This window comes from Armatimonadota bacterium, from assembly GCA_018268395.1.
Lineage (GTDB): Bacteria > Armatimonadota > Fimbriimonadia > Fimbriimonadales > Fimbriimonadaceae > JAEURO01.
This window is the reverse complement of record JAFDWQ010000001.1, coordinates 242,625-265,346: the sequence shown is the minus strand read 5'-3', so window position 1 is coordinate 265,346 and position 22,722 is coordinate 242,625. Positions and strand designations below refer to the sequence as shown.

The 22,722-nt window shown below is 63.7% G+C and carries 21 protein-coding genes; 11 read left to right on the top strand and 10 right to left on the bottom strand.

Features of this window, described 5'->3' with window-relative positions; all coding sequences use genetic code 11:
- The first annotated feature begins 69 nt into the window (after nt 1-69).
- Both JST30_01140 and JST30_01135 read left to right on the top strand, forming a co-directional pair.
- Nucleotides 70-1,233 (top strand): PLP-dependent transferase, encoded by a 1,164-nt coding sequence (locus JST30_01140; protein ID MBS1712920.1) that lies wholly within the window; start codon nt 70-72, stop codon nt 1,231-1,233.
- Nucleotides 1,230-2,498 carry a homoserine dehydrogenase gene (locus tag JST30_01135; GenBank protein MBS1712919.1) on the top strand — a complete coding sequence of 423 codons (1,269 nt, stop codon included), beginning with the start codon at nt 1,230-1,232 and terminating at the stop codon, nt 2,496-2,498. Before JST30_01140 ends, JST30_01135 begins: the two co-directional genes overlap by 4 nt.
- Before the next feature lie 7 nt (nt 2,499-2,505).
- On the opposite strand, the gene JST30_01130 is transcribed toward JST30_01135, so the two are convergent.
- Nucleotides 2,506-2,856, bottom strand: coding sequence for a hypothetical protein (locus JST30_01130; GenBank protein ID MBS1712918.1), 351 nt, complete (start codon nt 2,854-2,856; stop codon nt 2,506-2,508).
- A gap of 83 nt (nt 2,857-2,939) precedes the next feature.
- Complete coding sequence (locus JST30_01125; protein ID MBS1712917.1) at nt 2,940-3,686, bottom strand: peptidylprolyl isomerase; 747 nt, start codon at nt 3,684-3,686, stop codon at nt 2,940-2,942.
- A 66-nt stretch (nt 3,687-3,752) separates the two neighbouring features.
- On the opposite strand from JST30_01125, the gene JST30_01120 reads away from it, so the two are divergent.
- The 7 genes from JST30_01120 to JST30_01090 are packed head-to-tail and all read left to right on the top strand — an operon-like array spanning nt 3,753 to nt 10,144.
- Nucleotides 3,753-4,388 carry a peptidylprolyl isomerase gene (locus JST30_01120; protein ID MBS1712916.1) on the top strand — a complete coding sequence of 212 codons (636 nt, stop codon included), beginning with the start codon at nt 3,753-3,755 and terminating at the stop codon, nt 4,386-4,388.
- A gap of 45 nt (nt 4,389-4,433) precedes the next feature.
- Entirely contained in the window at nt 4,434-6,017 is a 1,584-nt protein-coding gene (locus JST30_01115) for a hypothetical protein (GenBank protein MBS1712915.1), read from the top strand.
- 55 nt (nt 6,018-6,072) lie between these two features.
- Nucleotides 6,073-6,546, top strand: coding sequence for a cytidine/deoxycytidylate deaminase family protein (locus JST30_01110; GenBank protein ID MBS1712914.1), 474 nt, complete (start codon nt 6,073-6,075; stop codon nt 6,544-6,546).
- Nucleotides 6,547-6,594: 48 nt separating this feature from the next.
- Nucleotides 6,595-7,587: an undecaprenyl/decaprenyl-phosphate alpha-N-acetylglucosaminyl 1-phosphate transferase gene (locus tag JST30_01105; GenBank protein ID MBS1712913.1), complete on the top strand. Its 993-nt coding sequence runs from the start codon at nt 6,595-6,597 to the stop codon at nt 7,585-7,587.
- Nucleotides 7,580-8,713: a UDP-N-acetylglucosamine 2-epimerase (non-hydrolyzing) gene (gene wecB / locus JST30_01100; GenBank protein MBS1712912.1), complete on the top strand. Its 1,134-nt coding sequence runs from the start codon at nt 7,580-7,582 to the stop codon at nt 8,711-8,713. Before JST30_01105 ends, wecB begins: the two co-directional genes overlap by 8 nt.
- Nucleotides 8,704-9,582: an undecaprenyl-diphosphate phosphatase gene (locus JST30_01095; protein MBS1712911.1), complete on the top strand. Its 879-nt coding sequence runs from the start codon at nt 8,704-8,706 to the stop codon at nt 9,580-9,582. The genes wecB and JST30_01095 overlap by 10 nt, the downstream gene beginning before the upstream one ends.
- 16 nt (nt 9,583-9,598) lie before the next feature.
- Nucleotides 9,599-10,144 (top strand): aminoacyl-tRNA hydrolase, encoded by a 546-nt coding sequence (locus tag JST30_01090; protein MBS1712910.1) that lies wholly within the window; start codon nt 9,599-9,601, stop codon nt 10,142-10,144.
- Nucleotides 10,145-10,196: 52 nt separating this feature from the next.
- Here JST30_01090 and JST30_01085 read toward each other — a convergent pair whose 3' ends face one another.
- The 4 genes from JST30_01085 to JST30_01070 form a co-directional block, all read right to left on the bottom strand.
- Entirely contained in the window at nt 10,197-13,256 is a 3,060-nt protein-coding gene (locus JST30_01085; GenBank protein ID MBS1712909.1) for a hypothetical protein, read from the bottom strand.
- Nucleotides 13,257-13,364: 108 nt separating this feature from the next.
- On the bottom strand, nt 13,365-13,757 hold the full coding sequence (locus tag JST30_01080) for an NADH-quinone oxidoreductase subunit I (protein MBS1712908.1): 393 nt from the start codon (nt 13,755-13,757) through the stop codon (nt 13,365-13,367).
- Nucleotides 13,758-13,825: 68 nt separating this feature from the next.
- Nucleotides 13,826-14,389, bottom strand: a complete 564-nt coding sequence (locus JST30_01075; GenBank protein ID MBS1712907.1) for an NADH-quinone oxidoreductase subunit B — start codon at nt 14,387-14,389, stop codon at nt 13,826-13,828.
- 28 nt (nt 14,390-14,417) lie between these two features.
- Nucleotides 14,418-15,209, bottom strand: a complete 792-nt coding sequence (locus tag JST30_01070) for an MOSC domain-containing protein (GenBank protein MBS1712906.1) — start codon at nt 15,207-15,209, stop codon at nt 14,418-14,420.
- Between the two features lie 61 nt (nt 15,210-15,270).
- Between JST30_01070 and JST30_01065 the strand changes: the two genes are divergently transcribed.
- A complete protein-coding gene (locus JST30_01065; protein MBS1712905.1) occupies nt 15,271-16,278 on the top strand; it encodes an endonuclease/exonuclease/phosphatase family protein in 1,008 nt (335 codons plus the stop codon).
- A gap of 42 nt (nt 16,279-16,320) precedes the next feature.
- Nucleotides 16,321-19,893 (top strand): transcription-repair coupling factor, encoded by a 3,573-nt coding sequence (mfd, locus tag JST30_01060; protein ID MBS1712904.1) that lies wholly within the window; start codon nt 16,321-16,323, stop codon nt 19,891-19,893.
- Here mfd and JST30_01055 read toward each other — a convergent pair.
- The 4 genes from JST30_01055 to JST30_01040 form a co-directional block, all read right to left on the bottom strand.
- Nucleotides 19,890-21,050, bottom strand: coding sequence for an AI-2E family transporter (locus JST30_01055; GenBank protein MBS1712903.1), 1,161 nt, complete (start codon nt 21,048-21,050; stop codon nt 19,890-19,892). The genes mfd and JST30_01055 overlap by 4 nt on opposite strands.
- An 89-nt stretch (nt 21,051-21,139) precedes the next feature.
- Entirely contained in the window at nt 21,140-21,370 is a 231-nt protein-coding gene (locus tag JST30_01050) for a YtxH domain-containing protein (GenBank protein MBS1712902.1), read from the bottom strand.
- Nucleotides 21,367-21,729, bottom strand: coding sequence for a hypothetical protein (locus JST30_01045; protein MBS1712901.1), 363 nt, complete (start codon nt 21,727-21,729; stop codon nt 21,367-21,369). The genes JST30_01050 and JST30_01045 overlap by 4 nt, the downstream gene beginning before the upstream one ends.
- Before the next feature lie 34 nt (nt 21,730-21,763).
- Complete coding sequence (locus JST30_01040; protein MBS1712900.1) at nt 21,764-22,660, bottom strand: decaprenyl-phosphate phosphoribosyltransferase; 897 nt, start codon at nt 22,658-22,660, stop codon at nt 21,764-21,766.
- Between the last annotated feature and the right edge of the window lie 62 nt (nt 22,661-22,722).

The following is a 22,722-nucleotide window of genomic DNA, read 5'->3' as shown; positions in this document are numbered from 1 at the left end:
TACCGGGTTCTCTGGCTGATCCTGGCCTTGTCCTTCGGTCAAGGCGCGTCGAGACGCTACACTTGCCGAATGAGGAAAGGATTTTCGACCCGGGCCGTGCACCAGGCCGGTCACAAGGACGCCGCGTCTAAAGCCGTCACCTTCCCGATCTATCAGACGTCGACGTTCGGACAGTCCGTGCCTGGGGAGCCGACGGAGTACCTCGGCCGTAAGCTGAGCTACGGTCGGAGCGAAAACCCGACCCGTACCGTCCTCGAAGAAACCCTGGCCGATATCGAGGACGCGAAGTACGGGTTGACGTTCGCGACAGGGCTGGCCGCCGTGACCGCCGTCGTGAACACTCTCGGAGCGGGAGACCGGGTCGTCGCGTGCGCCGACCTTTACGGAGGCGCGTACCGCCTGTTCACGCAGGTCTATGCCAAGTTGGGGATCGAGTTCGAGTTCGTCGATACGACCAAGCTCGACTGCCTAGCGGCCGCGCTGGAAAAGCCGACGACCTTGGTCTGGCTGGAGTCGCCGTCCAACCCCCTGTTGAACGTGACCGACATTCAAGGGGCTTGCGATCTGGCCCACCGGGCCGGAGCGTTGGCGCTTGTCGACAACACTTTTGCGACTCCGGTCCTACAGCAGCCGTTGAAACTGGGGGCGGACATCGTCCTCCACTCCACGACGAAGTATCTCAATGGGCACGGCGACGTGGTCAACGGAGCGCTCTTGACCGACCAGAAGGAACTGTGGGACAAGCTGAAGTACGTCCAGAACGCGTGCGGACTGGTGCCCGGGCCCCAAGACTGCTATCTGATCCTCCGTGGCCTGAAGACGCTCGGCCTTAGAATGGAGAGGCACTGCAAGAACGCGGGCGTGATCGCGTCTTGGCTCGCGGAGCAGCCGAAGGTGACCAAGGTCTACTATCCCGGCCTCGCGACCCATCCCGGTCACGACGTCGCCCGTCGCCAGATGAAGGACTTTGGAGCCATGCTTTCCTTCGAGGTCGTCAACGGCGAGGAAGGCGCTCGGCGCGTCCTGCAGGCCTTCGAACTCTTCACCCTGGCCGAGTCGCTCGGCTGCGTCATGAGCCTGGTGAACCATCCTGCCTCGATGACCCATGCCAGCGTCCCGAAGGACGTCCGTCACGCCGTCGGGATCGGTGACGGACTTATCCGGGTTTCGGTCGGCATCGAAGACGTCGAAGACCTGGTCGCCGATCTGGAGCAGGCGATCGCAAAAGCGTGAGCACGACCGTCCGGCTAGGGCTTCTCGGTCTCGGCACCGTCGGTTCGGGGCTCGTCGAGATCGTCAGGAAGAGCGGTGCGAACATCGAGAAACGTTCCGGCGTCCGGTTGGAGATCGCCAAAGCGGTCGTCCGGAATCCGGACAAGCCTCGGCCGCTCCCCCGCGAGCAAGTGACCTTGGACGCGGACGAGGTCTTCGACGACCCGACGATCGACATCGTCGTCGAGGTCATGGGCGGAATGGAGCCCGCGAAGAGCTACATCCTCAAGGCGCTGTCTAAGGGCAAAAGCGTCGTCACCGCGAACAAGGCCGTCCTCGCGGCCCACGGGGCCGAGATTTTTCAGAAGTGCACGGAGTCGGGCCGCCAGCTCGGTTTCGAGGCCAGCGTCTGCGGGGGGATCCCGATCGTGCGCGCGCTGAGCAGCGGCCTGATCGCGAACGACGTCGACGAGATCGTCGGCATCTTGAACGGGACGTCGAACTACATCCTGACCCGGATGTACAAGGAGCGGCTGTCGTTCGAGGAGGCTTTGGCCAAGGCCCAAGAGAACGGCCTTGCCGAAGCCGATCCGACGTTCGACGTCGAAGGCATCGACGCGGCGCACAAATTGATCGTCCTCACCGAGCTGACCTTCCAGACGAAGGCCTCGCTCGACCAGATCGAAAGGGAAGGCATCCGCCAGATCACGCCGATCGACATCAAAGTGGCCGACGAGTCCGGGTTCGTCATCAAGCCCGTCGCGGTGGCACGACGGCACGGAGATTCGCTCGACCTGCGCGTCCATCCCGCGTTGGTCGCGTTCGAGCACCCTCTCGGACCCGTCAGCGACGAGTTTAACGCCGTCATGGTCCGGGGCGACGCGATCGGCGAGATGATCTTCCACGGCAAGGGGGCAGGGTCGCTTCCGACCGCGAGCGCGGTCATGTCCGACATCATCGAGATCGCCCGGAACCCAGGAAGCGGCGTTATGTGGAACCCGGTCGAGAGCCGGAAGCTGAACCATTTGGAAGGCCGCTCTCGCTACTACATGCGGTTCCCGATCGAAGACCGGCCCGGGCTGATCGGAAAGATCGCGACCGTCCTTGGCGAACACGGGATCTCGATCACGCACGCCAACGCCCGCTTGCAGGACCGCTCGGGCCGGGGCGACGTGACCGTCATAACCCACGAATCGTCGGAAAGCGAAGTCAGCAAAGCCGTGCGCGAGATCGCAGAAGCGTGTTCGCTTCCGGCCGAACCGGTGACGTTGCGGATCCTCGACTAAGGGAGGGCTACTCGGTATGCCCGCGCTTGCGGACGGCGATCATGTGTCCGGCCCCAAGGACCAGGAAGACGACGGCCCCTAGGGCCAGGTTCATGACCGCCATCATGGGCGACTTGCCTTGTTGGGTCACCTCATAGATCCGATAGCACCAGAATGCGACCAGCCCTCCTGCGACGGCAGCGGCCAAGCGGTAAGCCAGGCCCGGTTTCGTCCCGGCGACGAAAGCGCAGTAGAGCAGCATGAACCCGGTCGCGATCCCGACGGTCAAGGATCCCGTGCTTTGGGCCGCTACGAAGCCGATGATCCCGCCCGCGATGTTGATCAGTCCGTAAAGCGCGATAAGGATCCTATAGCCCATCGGACGAGACTACCCAGAGGTCGAGAAACAAGAAAGGGACGACCGGTTTCCCGGTCGTCCCACGCTTTGAATGCGAGCGAGCTTCAGTCGACGGGCCACTTGGCCATTTTCGCCGACTTCAAGAGGATCGCTTCTTTCGGGACGACGGCGCCGTTATCGGCCGGATCCCCGGTCTTCACGATCTCGTCCGCGACTTCGATGCCTTTGACGACCTTTCCGAACGCCGAGTATTGGCCGTCGAGCGCAGGCGTGTCCTTGACCATGATGAAGAACTGGCTGCTGCCCGAATTCGGATCGGACGACCGGGCCATGCTCAGCACGCCTCGGGTGTGTTTGAGGTCGGTGAACTCTGCAGGTACGTTGACTTCCTTTCCGTCCTTCGTGTTGCCCCCGGTCCCCCACTCGCCGCTCTTGGCCAAGTCCTTAGACTTCGGGTCGCCGCCCTGGACCATGAAGCCTGGGATGCAGCGGTGGAACCGCGTGCCGTTATAAAACCCGGACGCCACGAGCTGTTTGAAGTTTTCCACGCTCTTCGGGGCCTTACTGGGATAGAACATCACGACGATCTTGCCCTTGCCCGTTTCCAAGACGGCGACGTCCTCACCGGCCTTCGGGGAGTCGGCGAGCGGCTCGTCTTTCGGGGCCTCCGGGGTCTTCTCTTCACCCGTCGGCGATTCGGGAGCCTTGTTCTCGTTCTTCGCGAGTTCGCCCGAACCCGAGCCCGACGCCCCGGACGCGCCGTCAGGAGGCGGCGAACCCGGTTGCTCGCAACCGGCCGAGAGCGGGGCGACGACCGCAAGGGCCGAACAATAAAGGAGCCAACGTCGCATGAGGCCCCGATTATGGCACTGCGCGTGCCCAACGCCCGGACGAGGCGTCAAGCATACTGAACGACCATGACTGCCGCCCTCCTTGCCTTGGCCCTGGCGGGCCCGTCGACCCTGGACGCCCCTATCATGAGCGAACAAGACACCACTCCCCATGCCGCGACAGGCGCCCCTGGCGCCCCGATGCCCGTCAAGGGCGAGGAAGTCGCCGTCCTGACGACCGACAAAGGCACCGTCGTCCTCAAGTTCTATCCGAACGTCGCCCCGGAACACGTGAAGAGCTTCAAGAAGCTGGTCAGCGAGAAGTTCTATGACGGCACGCGGTTCCACCGCTGCATCGCGGGCTTCATGGTCCAAGGAGGCGATCCGAACTCCAAGGACATGGCGAAGAGCTCGGTCTGGGGGACTGGTGGCCCCGGATTCCATCTCAAGGCCGAGTTCAACGACGTGAAGCACACCCGAGGCGTGCTGAGCATGGCCCGGTCGAGCGACCCGGATTCGGCGGGCAGCCAGTTCTTCATCATGGTCAAGGAGGCCCCGAGCCTCGACCATAAGTACACGGCCTTCGGCATCGTCGTCGAAGGGATGCCCGCCGTCGATGAGATCGTCAAGACGGGCGACGCGGGCAACAACGGCAAAGTCGAGCCCGAAGACGCCGTAAAGATCGTGAAAGCTGAAATCAAGACCTGGCCGATCGAGCGCTGAAACCGAACGGCTCAAGCGAAGGGCGGACTACAATGGTGGCGTACCATGTTGTCCGCCCTTCTTGCTTTGTGCATGCCCTTGGCAGAGGACCGTCTTCCTGACGTTTCGGTCTTGCCCCAATATCTGGCCCAGGCCTACGTCACGACGAACAATTCCGAACTGCCTCCAGGAACGAGGGCCCTGCGCTTTCCCACCGCGACCCTCAACATGGGGCCGGGCAATCTGGAACTGCGGGGAGGAGAGATCGTCGGGGACAAGCAGCGGGTCCTCCAACGGGTCTACAAGTCAGACGGGACATGGGTGGATCGCGAGTGCGGCTGGTTCGTCTATCACCTCGGTCACGGGCACATCCATTTCGAGGACTGGACGATGTTCCGGCTGCGTAAGATCTTGCCCGGAGGCGGGGTCGGGGCGGTCGTGGCGAGCGGGGCGAAGACGAGCTTCTGCGTCCTTGAGATCATCGACTGGGACCAGACGGTCGGCGGACACTACACAGGCACGTCGTACGCGTCGTGCGGTCAGATCCAAGGATTGAGGCCGGGCTGGGCCGACGTCTACGGTTCGACCTTGGAAGGCCAGTTCATCAATCTGACCGACGTACCGGACGGCCAGTACTATCTGGAAGGGATCGTCGATCCCGGTAACCTCGTCCAAGAAAGCAAAGAATCGAACAACGCTTCCTTGATCGTGGTGTCGATCGGTTCGACGCCGATCGCCCAGCCGGACGCGTACGAGCCCAACAACACCCGCGCCGAAGTCGATGCCAAACCCGAGCGGGGGCACGACAGTGCGAACTTCGGACTGGTCAAGGGCCGGGTCGACGTCCGTAAGCTTTCGATGACGGACAACGACGACTGGTTCAAGTTCAAAATGCCGAACGACGGTTCGGCCGCTGACTATGTCCGTGCCCAATCGCCCTGGTTGCGACAAGGCAACTTGACGATGGAGCTCTACAACGCGAACGGCGTCAAGCTCAACACGTCGGCCAACAACTACAACTTCGAGCAGATTTCATTGTCGGGCAAACCGGCAGGGACGTACTACGTCAGGGTCACCCGGTTGGGATCGGCCGATAACCCTGAATACTGGCTTACCGTGGACTTGACGGGATCGATCCCGGTCTCCTTGGCCACGAACGAACCTAAGGGCGACGTTTTCTACGTCCGTCAAGCGTACGAGACGATTCCGGTCAAATGGGACTACCCGGCCACCGGGGCTCCTGCGGCCAAATCGGTCTCGATCTACAAGTCGCGGACGGTCGACGTCGACCAGGGCGAAGTCGTCGACGGTTACGAGGACATGCCTGCCCGAGGCCGCTCGGCCAACGTCATCACCGTCCAGTTCGGCCTTGGCGATTGGCACGTCTTCGTCCGGGCGACCGACGGCGGCGCCACGACCGATTCGTTCGCCCCGGCCCGGATCGTCGTGTACCGGAAAGGCGACACGGACTTCGACGGACAGGTCACCGAGCGCGAAGCGGCGACGTTCCAGGCGAGGCTGGCATCGGGGACGAACTTCCCCGAAGGATGGGCGACGATCTGCGACATGAACGAAGACGGCAAGCTGACTCAGAGCGACGCGAACATCATCTGGATGCTCGCCCGTGAGCACAAGGGCGGAAAACACTGACCGGCCGTTAGGCCGGAACGACGCGGACGGCCTTCCGGACTTCATAATCCTCCCGATGGCCGAGCGTCCCAGTTGGGACACCTACTTTGTCCAGATCGCGCACCTCGTGGCGACGCGCGCGACCTGCCCGCGCCGCTCCGTCGGAGCGGTGATCGTCCGTGACAAAAGGATCTTGGCGACAGGGTACAACGGCGCCCCTCGGGGGATCGCCCATTGCCCTCCGCAAGGGCCGGACGAAGACTGGCCGACCGGCTGCATGCGTGCGGGTCACTGCATCCGTTCGTTGCACGCCGAACAGAACGCGCTGCTCCAGGCCGCGATGATCGGCGTCCCGTGCGACGGTTCGGACATGTACGTCACGTGCCAGCCGTGCAACACCTGCGCGAAGATGATCATCAACGCCGGCATCAAGCGCGTCGTCTACGAGGGCGACTACCCGGACCCGTTTTCGCTCGAGTTGTTCCGAGACTCGAAAATGGAGGTCTACCGGTACGTTGGCGACCGTCTAGAGGTCGTGGAGCTCGGCTAAATGGGCTTGTGGTTCGGGCTATTGGCAAAGGTGGCCCCGTCAGATCCTATGTCGGGGTTCAAGTACCCCTTGCTGACGATGGTGTTCTCCTTGATGGTCACCGTCGGTCTGACGCCTCTCGTCCGCAAGTTCGCGATCAGCCGGGGTGCGGTGGACGACCCCAAGAGGGACGACCGTCGCGTCCACACCGAGCCGATCCCGCGCTGGGGCGGACTCGCCATTTTCGGCGGCGTCGTCGTATCGCTCGCGGTCATGCTGCCCCTGACCTACCCGCGTTCTCCCTTCCCTCCGTACTTGTCGGGCATGCTCGCCATCGGTGGCGTGCTCGTGGTCCTCGGTGCCGTCGACGACCTGAAGAACCTTACCGCCAAGCTTCAGATGGCGTACTTGGTCCTTGCGGGCGTGCTCGTCCAGTTGCCTTACGACAAAGTCGGCCGGGTCAAGGTCCAGGGCATGCTGTGGCCGCCCTTTTCCGAAGACGCCGTTTGGGCCAGTTTCGGGATCGCAGGAGTCGTCGTGACGGCGCTTTACATCTTCGTGGTGACGAAGACGATGGACACGATCGATGGGATCGACGGGCTTGCCGCCGGGATTTCGAGCATCGCTGCAGGCACGCTATCGATCATCGCGACCTATGAGGGCCAACCTCGCGTCGCCCTGATCGCCGCGGCCGCCGCCGGGGCCTCGATTGGGTTCCTGCGGTACAACTACAACCCGGCCAGGATCTTTATGGGTACGGGGGGCGCCCAGTTCCTCGGGTTTTGGCTCGCATCGCTGTCCATCGTCGGCGCCCTTAAGACCGCGGCCGCCCTCGCCGTCTTCATTCCCGTCCTCGTGTTCGGCGTGCCTCTGTTCGACGCGATGATCGTCGTGATCCGACGGGCGGCGAGCGGACAGCCGATCACACAGGCCGACAAGCGTCACCTTCACCATACGTTATTGGCCCGCGGCTTGACCCAACGGCAGGCCGTATGGGTGCTCTACGCCATCGCCCTGACACTCTGTGGGCTCTTGATCGCGATCGTGAGGGTCCGTGGCTAAGCCCGTCGCTTTGTTCGTCGTCGGGACACGGCCGGACGCGATCAAGAGCGCGCCCGTCGTCCTCGAGTTCCAACGGTGGCGAGACGTCGTCGACACCGTGGTCGTCTCGACCGGCCAGCACCGGGAAATGCTGGATCAAGCCTTGGGTGCGTTCGGACTGACGGCCGACCGCGACCTTCAGGTCATGCAGCACGGACAGTCCCTCGCTTCTGTGACCTCCCGCGTCCTTGAGGGTCTCGACGGGGCCTATGACCGGTACCGGCCCGACGTCGTCTTCGCCCAAGGCGACACCACGACGACCTTCGTCGCGGGCTTGGCCGCCTTCTATCGAAAAATCCCGTTCGCCCACATCGAAGCGGGGTTGCGGACCGAGACGGTCTGGGACCCCTTTCCAGAAGAATTCAACCGTCGGGCTTCGGCCCTCACCGCGGCGTTGCACTTCGCGCCGACCGCGTGGGCGGCCGATAACCTTGACCGCGAAGGCGTACCGAAGGGTACGGTCTTCGTCACGGGCAATACGGGCATCGACGCCGTCCGGCAAGTGTCGGGCCAGACCGAACAGTCTTGGTATCCGGACCACCACGGTCGTATCGTGCTCCTGACGACGCACCGCAGGGAGAACTGGGGCGACAAGCAGCGTGCCATCGCCGAAGCGGCGCTTGAGACCGTGCGACGGTTCGAAGACGTCCTCCTCGTCGTCCCGATGCACCGGAACCCACAGGTCCGAGAGGTCCTCCAAAGCGTCCTTTCGGGCCATCCCAGGATCGACCTGATCGAGCCTCCGGACTATGCTCCTTTCGTCAAACTCTTGGAGCGTTCGTACTTGGCCCTTACCGACTCTGGCGGCGTCCAAGAGGAAGCTCCGACGTTCGGGGTCCCGGTGCTGGTGCTTCGCGAGACGACCGAACGTCCTGAAGGGGTGCGCGCCGGGACGGCCCGTCTGGTCGGCACGGACAAAGACGACATCATGCGCGAAGCCTCCCGAATCCTCGGTTCGAAAGCCGACCGAGACGCCATGGCCCACGCCGTCAGTCCTTATGGGGACGGCGCGGCGTCTCGCCGGATACGGTGGTTCACGTTGAAGTCGCTGGGGATCGAGACTTCGCCGGAGTCGCCTTGGGCCTGATCCAAGCCGTCGTCTACGGCTTGATCCAAGGGCTCACCGAGTTCTTGCCGATCAGTAGTAGCGGCCACTTGTACCTCGTGACCGAGTTCCTGGGCTGGAAGGACGCGGGTTCAGGCTTTACGGCCGTCATCCAACTCGGGACGATCCTCGCGGTGCTGATCTATTTCCGCTCCGATCTCGGCAAGGCGCTTGCCGGATGGGCGGGGTCCCTGAGCGATCCGCAAAGGAGGGGCACCCCCGAGGCCAAAACCGGATGGGCGATCGCTGCGGGGACGGTCCCCATCGTCGTCCTCGGGCTTGTGCTCGAAAAGTGGATCGACCGCGAGTTCCGGTCGGCCATCGTCGTCGGCTCCGCTCTGATCGTGCTCGCCCTCGTGTTGTGGTGGGCGGAGAAGGCGGGCAAGAACGCCCGCGCGTCCGATGACGTGACGGTCAAAGACGGGATCGTGATCGGACTGTGGCAGTGCCTCGCCCTGATCCCCGGTTCGAGCAGGAGCGGTTGCACGATCACGGGCGGGCTGTTCTCGGGTTTCGACCGGTCGTCTGCGGCCCGCTTTTCGTTCCTGCTTTCCGTCCCCGCCATTCTTTTGTCAGGGGTTTACAAGTTGATCAAAGAGCGGCACGCTCTGCTCGATCAGGGAGCGGTGCCGACGATCGTCGCGACTCTCGTGTCGTTCGTGGTGGGCTATGCGGCGATCGCGTTCTTGATGAGGTACCTGCAGACCCGGTCGACGGGCGTCTTCGTCGTCTACCGGTTACTTTTGGGCGTCATCGTCCTCGTCCTCGCATTTTCCGGGCGCACGACCGCCCGGCCGACGGAACCAACGGGGGCCCGGCTTGGGGTTCATCAAACGTCGGTCCGGACCTGAACCGCCTCCCGAGGCGATGATCGTGGGCCTAGGGAATCCGGGCCCCCAATATGCGGGGACTCGCCATAACGTGGGCTTTGACGTCGTCGAAACGCTCGGAAAGAAGCACAAGATCGCGCTCCGTACGCACCGGTTTCAAGCTCAGTTCGGGGCCGGACAGATCGATGGGCGCTCTGTCGTGCTGGTCAAGCCGCTGACGTTCATGAACCTGAGCGGTCGGGCGGTCGGCACATTGGCCAAGCACTTCCGGTTAGGCCCAGAGTCGATCCTCGTCGTCGCCGACGACCTTGACATGGACGTCGGTCGGGTGCGGATGAAGCCGAAGGGCAGTTCGGGCGGGCACAACGGCCACAAGTCCATCATCCAGGCGCTCGGATCCGACGAGTATCCGCGACTCAAGATTGGGATCGGAAAAACGGGCGATACCGTCGACCATGTCCTGAACAAGTTTAAGCCGGACGAACGCGCCGACATCGACCGGGCCGTCGCGAAATCCGTGGAAGCTTGCGAGGCCTGGCTGAGCGACGGCCTCGACACCGCCATGAACCGCACGAACGGTTAGGCGAAGGAAGGGAGGCGGACCGGAACGGTCCGCCTCTACGGTCACTCCCGGATCAGTTCTCGACCCAGTTCCACTTGTCCGAGAACAGATTGACCGCGTTCGTCGCCACAGGCCCCACGCCTTTCTCGACGCTGACCCTGGCCCGGACGGTGCCCGTCGCCGGGTCGATGTAGTTCGTCGGGTTGGCGACGCTGACACTGAAGGCCGAGTCGGTGGTCGCCGCGTCACGGTAGTCGACCGTGTTCCAGACGCCGCTGGCCGTGTCCATCAACTCCGTACGGAGCTTGAAGCCCGGTGCAGAGACGCGATAGGCGAACTCCACGTTGGCGCTCGTCTGGTTCTTCCGGAAGGTGCGCGTCTTCAGTTCGTATCGGATGTAGGGATCCGTCGCCGTCGCCCGCACGAAGCTCTTATGGACCGCTTCGACGCCGTCGTCGTAGACCATGTCTTTGACCGACCCGCTGACGGCCTGTCCTCGGATCAGCGTCAGTTGAGTGGCCCAGATCGCATTGGTCACGTAGAACGGTTGGACCCAAGAGTTCCAAGTGGAACCCTGGGACCACTCGGCGTACGACCAGAAGAGACCGGGATACGCCGGGTCGGCGTCACAGCCGGAATAGTCGCCCCAACGGCCTGCCGTGTACGGTCCGGTCGAGACCATGTCGATCGCGTGCCCCTTCGAGGTGCCCGCGCCGTCCGCTTTGTTCCGGTAGGCATGGGCGGCCGAATAGAACTCGTTCGTCGCGCCCCGTGAGTATCCGAACCCGACGTTGTCAGCGTCGTCCGCTGCGATGGCGGGGAAGAACGACCGGACGCCCGTTCCAGGATCGAGTTCGCCGGACTGGACGACGACCGGGTTGTTCCCGGAAACGGGCCATCCCCTCGGATCGATCTGGTACCAGCGGCCACGGACCTGCGAGCCGTTCACGTGGTGGCTCGCCCATATGAACCCGTTGGCGGCTTTGACGCTCCACATCCGTGCGTCAAAGGTGTTCACCCGCGACGACGATCCGCTCTGCGGCGGGTCTTCGGGAGCGCTGTACGACGGGACGGTCAGCGTGAACCGGACGAGGTTCGGCGTGGTCAACGGGTTCCGAAGGGCGACGAGGTCGATCGCCGTATTGTTGGTCGCCTCCTTGTGCTCGACGAGGTACCACGGACCGGTCCCTGGCTGCACTTGGGGCATACCCGCGGACTGGGTCGACGTCGACAGCGTGGTCGACTTGATCACGGACGGGTTGCCGCCCGTCAGCATCGGTGTCTTGTCGATGCAGAAGACCGGGTAGTTCGAGGAGATCCCGAAACCGTCACCGGTGACGTAGAGCACTTGATCGTCTACGCCGAAGTTCGGCGAATCGAAGAAGTTGCCGGCCAAGCTGGTCGTCAGGAAGCGGTACGTGTACCAGACACCGTTCGGGTCGCTGTCGTCGGAAACGGCGACCAGGGCGGCAGAATCCGCGCTTGTCCCGGCCCCCTGCGTCGCCATGACCCAGAAGCGCCCCGTGCCTCGGTCGAAGAAGCACTCGGGATCGTAAATGAAGTTGTCCGATGCGGCCAGGCTCCCCCAGAAGCCGTTCGTCAGCCGCATGTTGTTCGAGTACGTCGACGTCCCGTTCTTGGTGTAAAAGGCGATACCGTCGTTGACGGTGACCACGACATGCTCGGGGCCGACGGCGAGGTTCATGTCCGGGGGCGTGAAGCTCGTCTGCGTGTAGGCGTTGAACCCGCCGTTCGCCATCGGGACTTGGAAGCCCCACCTGTCTTGTGGACGGGTGACGTTCTGCACCGGTGGCTCGTGCGGCCCGGCGAAGGACGTCGCCTTACGGTCGAACCGCATGATCGTCCGACTGTCCCGATCCGAGTCCCCAAACCGAGCAACGGTGTCCTCGGGCCGGGGCGCGAGCGCGGCCGAGACCGAACGGTCCAGTCCCGCGATGTCGATCAGCTTCGTCATCTGGACAGAGCTCGGAGCCTGACCGGACTTGCCTTGCGACCACACGATCGTTACGCCCGTCTCGTCGTACGCCAACTGGCGTTTGCCGGACGCTTCGATGAGCGACTGGTCTCCCTTGCTTTGGGAGTTGACCCTGACGGCCGGGCCGGAAGGGCGTCCGTCGCTCAGGAACGGCTGGACGTACACGTCCCTGTCGGCGGGTGACCGCTTGTTCCACGCGACGACGAACCTGCCGTCCGAGCGTCCGGCTACGGTCGCGGCGTTCTGGTCCGCATCCTGACCGGTCACGCGCAGGGTCTCGCCCGTTCGTCGGAGGTCTTTGTCGAGTCGCGCGCCTCGGACGACGGTCTTCGGGCCGGACTGTTCGACCCAGCCCAAGACGAAGCCCGTACCGGCCGTCGTCAAAGACGGTTCGATGGCGGACGGCCCCGTCAGCGTAACGTCGCGTCCGACCCTTCGACCGTCCGGGCCGAGAAGTCGACCGTAGACGCCCAGAAGGCGGCCACGGGCTGAAATCCGCTGCCAGGCTACGGCGAACCCGTCGTCGGTGGCGACGAGAGACGGGACAAGGTCCTGTCCTGAGGGTGTCTCCGAAACCTGCCGCTCGGGGCCGAGCGGGCGGCCGCTCGAGTCGAACGTCCGGACGAAGACACGGGTCGCACCAGGGGCGACTTCGGCGAGCCAAGCCGCGGCCCACGTTCCACGGGGCCCAGCCGCGGTCACGACGTCGCGGCGGTCTCCGACGGTCTGTCCGTTCATTCGCGTCGCGCCGAGATAGAGGTCCAGGTTATTGCCGCCCCGATAACGGGACTCATGGGCGACAAGGGTCCGACCGTCGACTTCGACGGCGCTCGGGGCCAGATGACTGTGCGCCGTATCGGAGGTGGCGGGTCGCTCCGTGTCCAGAGGTCGGCCGAACGCGTCGAAGGAACGGACCAGAACGCCTCCTTGACCTTGGTTCGACCGCTGCCCTTGCCAGGCGACGGTGCAGCGCCCGTCCCTGCCGATAGCGAGGGTCGGAGCGGACTGAAGTCCGTGGGACGAGACGTTCACCTGGCGCTCGACCACCGCATAGCGGCTTCCCGAGAACTCCAGGAAGAATTCGAAAGACGACGAAACTTTACCGTCGGCCGCAAAGGCCAAAAGTGCATTGAGCATGACAAGACTCCAACGAAGGCAACTGCCTACACCCGATGATATGCCGGCCCGGGCGAAGTTTCGTCAATGTTCTTGGAAAACGTTAAAAAATGCTGGGGCTCTGTGGCGTCAAGGCGTCGGTCGGACGGGTTCGAGGAGCATTTCTTTGGTGTACACGAAGTCCTCGCGCTCATAGTTGGAGAGCTCGAAGTCCTTTCGCAACACGATGGCGCCCGTCGGGCAGGCTTCCTGGCAGTAGCCGCAGAAAATGCACCGGATCATGTTGATCTCGTATCGGGCGGCGTAGCGCTCCCCTGGCGAGCGGCGGTCCTCGTCGGTGTTCTCGGCCGCTTCGACGAAGATGCATCGTGCCGGGCACGCCCCTGCGCAAAGCGAGCATCCGATGCACCGCTCCAATCCCGAATCGTATCGGGTCAACACGTGGCGCCAACGGGTCCGTGTGAACTGCTCCCGCCGTTCCTCCGGATATTGGACGGTCGCATGGTGTTCGCCCCAGGTCATCGCTCTCTTGGCCGTGATCCCGAATCCGGCCAGGATCGGCTTGGCGACGTCGCGGAAGACCTCGAAGCTCACGCCGTCTCCTCCTCAAGCGTCCGCGGCTTCAGCTCGATCAGCCGACCGAACTTGTTGTGTTTGATCTTCTGCTGGAGCTTCATGACGGCGTAGATCAAAGCGTCGGGAGAGGGCGGGCACCCCGGGACGTACACGTCGACGGGGACGACCTGGTCGGCGCCCTGGACGATCGCGTAGTTGTTGTACACGCCGCCAGAACTGGCGCACGCACCCATGGAGATGACCCACTTCGGTTCGGGCATCTGGTCGTAGATCTGCCTTAGGACCGGGGCCATCTTCTTGCTCAAGCGGCCGGCAATGATCATGACGTCGGCCTGCCTGGGAGTGGCACGGAAGGCTTCGGATCCGAATCGGGCGAGGTCGAACCGGCTCGCGACGGTAGCCATCATCTCGATCGCGCAACAGGCGAGACCGAACGTCAACGGCCACAAAGCGTTGGCCCGGGCCTGGTTGATGAGCGTGTCCAAGGTCGTCAAGACCACCGGGCCCGCTTTCTCGATATCGCCGATCACGGGCGTGCTCGAGTCGTGGAGCACGACGGTCTCGATCCTCTTCGGCATAAAGGGATTCTACTCCTCTTCGGCCGTATCATTCTAAGACGTCGACGGCGTCCCCGACCCGGATCGTTCCGACCGTGTCCGGGATCAGGTTGACGCCGAAGATCGCCGCTTGTCCGATCAGGCGGTAAGACGTGAGGGTCTTCAACGGTTCGTCTCCGAGCCGCTCTCCCGTGTCCTGGTCCGTCGTCGTCACGATGCACCGGCCGCAGAGCTTCGGCGAGCGGAACGTCACCGTGCCGATCCGCAGACGCTTCCAGCCGTCCTCAGCGAGCGCGTCGAAGCCGGACACCACGACGTTCGGCCGAAACCTGTCCATCGGGACCGGGGCCTCGAGCCGATCGTTCAGGTCGTTCAGGCTGGCTTCGTTGGCCAGAAGAAGGGGAAACCCGTCGGCAAAGCTGACATGGTCGCCGGACGCTGCAAAGTCTGGATGGACGGGTCGGACCGTCGAGTCCGGCATGTAGACGAGCCGGACGGGCATGTCGACCGCCGAACTCGCCCAAAGGGCGGCCTCGTCACCGGCGTCGACGGCGTCGACCGTGTCGCGCCAGACCGTGACCGGCCTGCCCGGACCTTGGGGTACCGGGACAACGAGCGGGTTCCGCCCCTGCCCTGTCAACCGGACTCCGATGTTCGTGGGTTCCGCCGTCAAGGTCGCCAATACGCCGTGCTCGCGCTGGGTGATAAACCTGCCGTCAGGATCGGTGAAGAGCCATCGACGGTCGGAGGCCAGTCCCCGGAGAGTGACGTCGGCCTCGGTCACGGGCCAGCGCCGGAGCGATTTGACAGGGTAAACGGCCAGTCCCGTGACGGATCCCACCTGGGAATGCTACCGTGGGACCGGGAATCGGCCGTGCGGTCCGGCGGTTCATTCAAGTCACATGGCACAGTCGCGGACAAAATGGCCACGGTCGCGGGCCGTCTTGATCGCGGTCTATGCCGTCTTCTTGGTGTCCTGGGCCATCGCGAAGTTCGGGGACGACGACACGTCGTTCGTGGCGATGGCGACCGGGAGCATAGGTGGTCTCGTCCTTTTCCCCTTGACGGTGGTCTTGACCTGGCTCGCCGTCCGAAAGCGATGGGCCGACGTCGCGGTCGGCGCGGCCTGTCTCCCCGTGTACTTCGTGCTCACGGGACAGGCGGTCTGGAACGTTCCTCGGTCGGCTCCCCGCGACGAGACGTTGCGCGTCCTCCAGTTCAACATCGAACACGGAAGGAACGGCCCGGCCCGCATCGCGGCCATCGTCCGTGAACAGGACATCGACGTCTTCGCCTTTCAAGAGTGCAGCGACCTCACGGACATCGCGACCACCTTGGAACTCAAGCGGCTCTTGCCCGATTACTCGTTCCTCTCCGATGGGAGCAGGACGAGCGGTTCCCGCCTGCCCGTTTTGTACCAGAGCGTCCACAAACTGACGCCGTTCGACTATTCCTGGACGATGATCGAGCAGACGGTGGACTTTCACGGCCGTCCGGTCCGCGTGTTGAACGTCCATGCCCCGAGCTACCTGCCGGAGCAGACTCTGGACCGGCCGCCTCTTGATTGGGGCCGCCGTTGGGGCGAGGTCGGTAGGGAGCAAAGCGGTCTCGTGACCCAGGAGCTGATGACGGTAGCGTCGTCGGAGGTGTCCACCGTCTTGTGCGGAGACTTCAACATGACGCCCGGATCGCGGCGGTACGGCCGGATCGCGTCGCTGGCCCAAGACGTCTTTCTGGCCGCAGGCAGGGGGACCGGGTGGACGTCGCCCGCATTCCTCCCGGTCAGACGGATCGACTACGTCTGGGCGTTTCCTGGTGTCGAACCGCTCGATTGCACGGTCTTGAACGGGTCGGCTTCGGACCATTCCGCGGTCGTCGCGGTGTTGAAGCCCGGCACAGCCCGAAAGTGACCGTGCCTGTCCGGCCTTAGGTCGGTACAATCTGCCCAAGGCATGCGCCTTTCAGATTTCGCGCGCAGGGTCGCGGGAGCAGACCCGTTCCTTGAAGCCAGTTCCGGAATCGATAAGGGCACGCGGTGGACGCAAGCCGCCCCCGAATCACGACCGGTCCTGACCGCTGCTTTGTGGCACCTGGCTTCCGACGGCGGACGCGGGCCGGCCGACAAGTTCCTCGTCGTCACGCCGAACTACGACAGGGCGCTCCAATGGGTCGCCCGACTGACCCTTTGCGGCGTCCCTGCCGATCGCGTCCGTCTCCTCCCGAGCGGTCAGAGCGCCCTGTTCGAGGACGCCTCGCCCGAGACCGTGGCCCTGTCCGACCGGATCGGCGCCTTAAGGTTCTTGGTGGACGATGAGCCGGGCATCGTCGTCGCAACGGCCCAAGCCGCTCTGGAGCGGACTCTGTTCCCGGACGACCTGCGCGAGTCCACGATCAGCGTGAAAGTCGGCGACACGTTCGACATCGATCAGGTTTGCGACAGCCTTCGTCGCTTGGGATACGAACCCGGTGAGCCGGTAAGGGTTCCCGGACAGTTCTCCAAGCGTGGGGGCATCCTGGACGTTTTTCCGATGGGTCACGAACGGCCCCGCAGGCTCGAGTTTTTCGGGGACGAGGTCGAAAGCGTCCGGTTGTTCGACCCGATGTCCCAACGTTCCTTGGACGGCGTCGACGAACTGACCGTGGCCCCGAGCCGGGAGACGATGGTTCCGACCGGTGGAGACGCCCACGTCGTCGACATGATCGAACGGACGCTGGCGATCGAAGAGTCGCAATTGCCCGACGAGGCGGCGCAACGGCTTCGCGAGACGGTTCAAGGGGACGTGGACGCGTTGCGGAAACGCGTGTTCTTCGACCGCCTCGACCTCTATCGGCCCCTGATCCATCCGGACTCGGGATGCGCTGTCGACCTGTTGCCGGAAAGCGGGTTGCTCGTGTTGGACGAACCGTTCGAAGTCGACGCCGTCGCACAACGGGCCGAAGACGAACTGGGCCAAGCCCTCGAACACCGTGCCGCCCGGGGGGAGATCCTGAAGAGCACGGCCAACGACTACGTCCTGCCTCCCGAGCACTTCTCGGTGGCGGAGCGCAGCCTGGCGCTGACGATGGACGGTGCTCCGTCCTGGTTTCCGGCCGGCCCGGAAACGGAGATCGGCGCCGCATCGCTCGCTCCCTTCCGAGGTCAGGCCGTGGGCTTGACGAAGTCCGTTCAGAACTGGCTCGATGCGGGCGTCCAGGTCGGAGTTTCTACAGACCAACCCATGCGGGCCAAGTCGGTGCTGGCCCAAGTCGACCTGTTCGTCTCCGAAAGCGACGGCGAGCAAGCCCCCGAAGACGCAGGTAAGGGCAGGCTCGTCCTGATCGAAGGAAACCTGGCGGGCGGGTTCGTCGTTCCGGCGTGGAAGTTCGGCCTCGTGACCGACCAAGAACTGTTCGGTGTCGCCCGGCTCAAGCTCCCCCAGCGCAAGTTCAGCGAGGGACTCCCTGTCACGACGGTGCTGGACCTTCAGCCGGGCGACTTCGTCGTCCACATCAATTTCGGGATCGGTGTGTTCCAGGGACTCGTCAAGCGGATCCAGGACGGAGTCGAGAAGGAGTTCCTTCAGATCGACTACAAACCGCCCGACCGTCTGTTCGTACCCGCCGACCAGCTCGACCGCATCCAGAAGTACTTGGCCCCAGAGGACGCCCCGCCGAAAGTGAACCGGCTGACAGGAGGTGACTGGCAGCGGACCGTGGGAAAAGCCAGGGAAGAGGCGCGCGAGTTCGCTAGGGAACTCATCCGCCTCTACGCCGAGCGCAAGCGCGTCGTCCGCCCGACGTTCGGGAGCGACTCGCCGTGGCAGGCGGAAATGGAGCACACGTTCCCTTGGATGGAAACGCCCAGCCAGTTGGCCGCCATCCATGACGTCAAAGACGACCTCCAGACCGACTATCCGATGGACCGTCTCGTCTGCGGCGACGTGGGTTTCGGCAAGACGGAGGTCGCCGTACGGGCCGCGTTCAAAGTGGCCCAGGCGGGCAAACAGGTCGCCGTCCTCTGCCCGACGACGATCCTCAGCGAGCAGCACTATCGGAACTTCGCCGAACGCCTGGCGGGGTTCCCGACCCAGGTCGGGCTCCTGAACCGGTTCTGTACGACGGCCGAGCGGCAAGACGTGAAGACGCGGCTGGCGGACGGCACGTTGGACATCGTCATCGGCACTCACGCCTTGCTCAACAAGGAGCTCCGGTTCAAGGATCTGGGCCTCCTGATCATTGACGAAGAGCAGAAGTTCGGGGTCAAGCACAAAGAGGCGCTCAAGGAGATCCGGGTGAACATCGACGTCTTGACGCTGTCAGCGACGCCGATCCCGCGCACGCTCAGCATGGCGATGATGCACATCCGACCGATGTCGCTCATCAACGACCCGCCGCCCGGCCGGCTACCGATCCGGACGTTCGTCCGCCCCTTCAGCACCGAGGTCGTGAGGGAAGCGGTGCTCCGGGAAATGGCGCGGGGAGGTCAAGTCTATTACGTTTATAACCGAGTCGACGGCATCCATCACGTCGCGGAGAAAATCCGCAAACTGGTGCCGACGGCGACGGTCGCGGTCGGGCACGGGCAGATGCACGAGAAAGAGCTGGAGCCGGTCATGGTCGGGTTCATCAAGGGTGAGATCGACATCCTCGTGAGCACGACGATCGTCGAGAACGGCCTGGACATCCCCAACGCGAACACCTTGATCGTCGAAAACGCCGACAAGTTCGGCCTCTCCCAGCTCTATCAACTTCGTGGGCGCGTCGGCCGTAGCGACCGTCAGGCCTATTCTTACTTCCTCTACGCGGGCACGAAGACGATGACGGAGCAGGCGACGTCCCGATTGGGAGCCCTGCAAGAGTTCAGCCACCTCGGGAGCGGCTATTCGCTCGCCTTCCGCGATCTCCAGATCCGGGGAGCGGGCGACCTCTTAGGGGCGAAGCAGAGCGGCCAGATGAGCGCCGTCGGGTTCGATCTCTACACGCAACTCATAGAAAGCGAGGTCGGGTTCTTGAAGACGTTCGCGGACGGCGGCAAGGACCCTTCGCTCCGCGACCCGCTCGAAGGACTGGCACCGTTGCCGACCGTCGACCTTCCCGTGAAGGCCTTGATCCCGGCGGAGTACATCGAAGACGAAGGACAGCGCCTCTTCTACTACAAGGAGATGATGTCGGCTCGGGGTCAGTTGTCCTTGACCGCCGTCGAAGCCGAGATCGAAGACAGGTACGGTCGGCTTCCGGACGCGGTCAGATCGGCCGTCGCCGTGATGCGGCTGCGGCTGCAAGCCCAGGAACTCCAGGTCGAGCGGATCGACGGAAAAGGCGGCCGGCTGCTCGTTTCGTTCTGGCAGGACAACGACTTGTCGACTCGCGTGTTCGCGATCTTGACCCAAGGGCACCGGGAGGCGTACATGAGCCGGGACCAGTTGGTCTGGCCGTTCACGGGCGACCCGGTCACCGCTTGTCGAGAGATGTTGGAAGGGCTACAAGAGGCCGTCCGAAAGGTCGAAGAGCAGCGGGCGGCGCTCGCTCGATCCGGACCGACCTAGGATTCCAGGGCCTGCCTGTGGCGCAACGGCACCGCGGGCAACCGGATCTCGCCTTCGGTCGATCCGGTGAACCTCACGAGCCTGTCGAGCACGACTTTGATCGCACCCGCGACCGGATAGGCGCAGAGCATTCCCGGGAGTCCGAACAAGGCCCCTGCGCTGAAGACGACGAACGCACTGAGGACTGGATTGAGCTTGACGGCCTTGCCCACGATCCGCGGGTTGATGATGGAGTCGTACGCGAACCCGACGACGAACAGGACGGCGATGCAGTAAAGCGCGAACGTCCACGAGTTGTCCGCGCTGAACAAGAGTCCCTTGGACTGTCCGCTCAGTCCGATGACCAAGAACACCACGACCGAACTGATGACGCCTCCGATCACCGGGATCAGGTAGAGCACGCCCGCCACGGCCGCTAGGACGATGAAGTACGGCGCCCCGACGATGCCGAGGGTGACGCCCATGACGAACGTATAGAGCACGATCGTGGTCACTAGACCCCGCAGGTACTTCTGGAACACGTCGCCGATGTCGCCGAGGAGCGAGATCGTCCCGGCCCGTATGGAGGGAGGTATGAACCTGGCGACACCGATCCTGAGGCTCTCTAAGTCAATCAACAAGCCGAACACGAAGACCGGGGTCAGCAGGAACATGAAGGCCTGCCCGGCAAAGGCGAGGACGCTGAAGACACCGCCCGTGACGAACTGTTGGGCCTGTTTCGTGATCTGGTCGCGGTTGGGATCGACGTACTGTGCGACGATCTCTTGTCGCGTCGTCGGGAGGTGGAGCTGGACAAGGGTCGGCTCATAGCGTTTGAGCGTCAGATCGATCTCGGCCATGGCCTGATCGGGGTCGGTCGCTGAAATCTTGTTGTACAGCGTCTGGACCTGCTCTTTGGCCTGACCGTATTGAGCCGACACGTACGGTCCGAGCAGGGTGCCGATGCCGACGAGCGAAGCGAAGAACACGGTGAGGACGCAGAGGACCGCGAGGGGACGAGGGACGCCGAGCTTACGGAGACGTTTGACGACCGGTTCCAGGACGACGGCGATGACGAGGGCCAGGATGAAAGGCGGAAGGACACCGCGGACCAGCCAGAGGAAGCCTAGGATCAGGACGACGATTCCGAGCCATAGCGCGATCCTCCACGCGTTCACGCGGCTACGTTACCTTGGAGCGTCGGGAGAAAAACGAAGGCGGGGTGCAGGTTCGAGACGTGCACCCCGCGTCAAAACCGTGTCCGGGCCTACGCGCCCAGCTCTTCGGCGTTCTTCATCGGGCCGCGCTTGGCGCGCTGCTCGGCGATCCAGTCTTCGGTCTTGCCCTTCAGGTCCTTGATCCGGCCGCCCAGGTCTTCGCGCATTTCGGTGCCGCTCTTCGGGGCGAACAGGAGGCCCGCCAGCGCTCCCACGAGGGCGCCGAGACCGAACCCGGCCAACAGGTAGACCAAAGCGTTCTTGTCGTCGTTATTGTTCATTCGTCACTCCGTTTCTCTTTCATCGACGGAAGCGCCTTTTGGCGTTTCCTTCCGGTCAAGTATGACCGAAACAGCTTGAAACCCACGAAGGCGACCGTCGGAAGCAGTCCTCGGGAACGGATTCCCCGGACCGTTTCGAACAGCTCGGCGAAGGGGTCGTCGGGCTTCCTCTCTAATACGGCACGGACGGCGTCCAAGTTGGCCTGTTGGGCCGATAAATCCGCCTGAAGGCCCTGCACCCGGCTTTCCAGCCGCACCAACGACGCTTTGAGACCGCGGGCCACGTTCACGAACACCGCAGCCAGGACGACGAGCGACGCGCCCAGCACGACGATGATCCAAAGGAGCACGGTTTCCATGCGGTCCGACCAGTCTACCGGCAGGAAAGCCGGCTCACTGTTCTAAGAACGGCAAGGTGAGGCCCGACATGGCAAGGACCGCGGACCCTATGAACAAGACCACGCTTCCCGCGATGTGAAGGTCGCCGTAGAGCAGGTCGGCGGGCTCGCCGCCCTCGTCCTTTTTGAACACCAGGAGCAGGTACCTCGTGATGCCGTAGAACACGAACGGTGCGGTCAAGATGATCGAAGGGTGCTCGGACGCCGTCGTGCTCTCGAGGGTGTAGATCCCGTAACACATCGCGGCGCCGCAGGCGAAGACCGTGACGAGGGCGTCGAGGGCCGGCCGGGTGTAGTGGGCCAGGCTCTCCCGGCTTTGACCGACGGCGTCACCAAGGAGCAGGAACTCGTGTCGGCGCTTGGCGAACCCGAGCATGAGCGCGAGCGCGCCCGTGCAGAAAAGGAACCAGCCGGAAATCGCCACGGACAAGGCGGTCGCGCCAAGCACGGCCCTCAGGACGAACCCCGTCGCGATGACGTAGACGTCGAGGATGGGAACAGACTTCAGCTTCAAGTTGTACGCGGTCTGGAGGACGACGTAGAAGGCGACGAGCAAGAAGCTGGACTTGTTCAACGACCACGCCACCGTCAGGGCGACCGCACACGTCACGCCTGCGAAAGCGAGCGCGAGCCCGACCGGAACGGCCCCGCTCGCGATCGGCCGGTTCCGCTTTGTCGGATGGTTCCGGTCGCGCTTGACGTCGAGAACGTCGTTGACGATGTAAACGGTCGAACTCGCCGCCGTCATCGCGACGAACGCGAGGAACACCTTAAAGGCAGCGTCCGGATCGGTCAAGCGGCCCGAAAAAAGCCATGCCGCCGTGACGAGCACGTTCTTGCTCCACTGCTTCGGCCGAAGCAGGAGGACGATGTTCTTCAACATGGCGGCCAAGGTCGGGCGGGTCGATTATACAGGGACGGCCATTCGGTAGACTCACCACCCTGTAGCGGAGC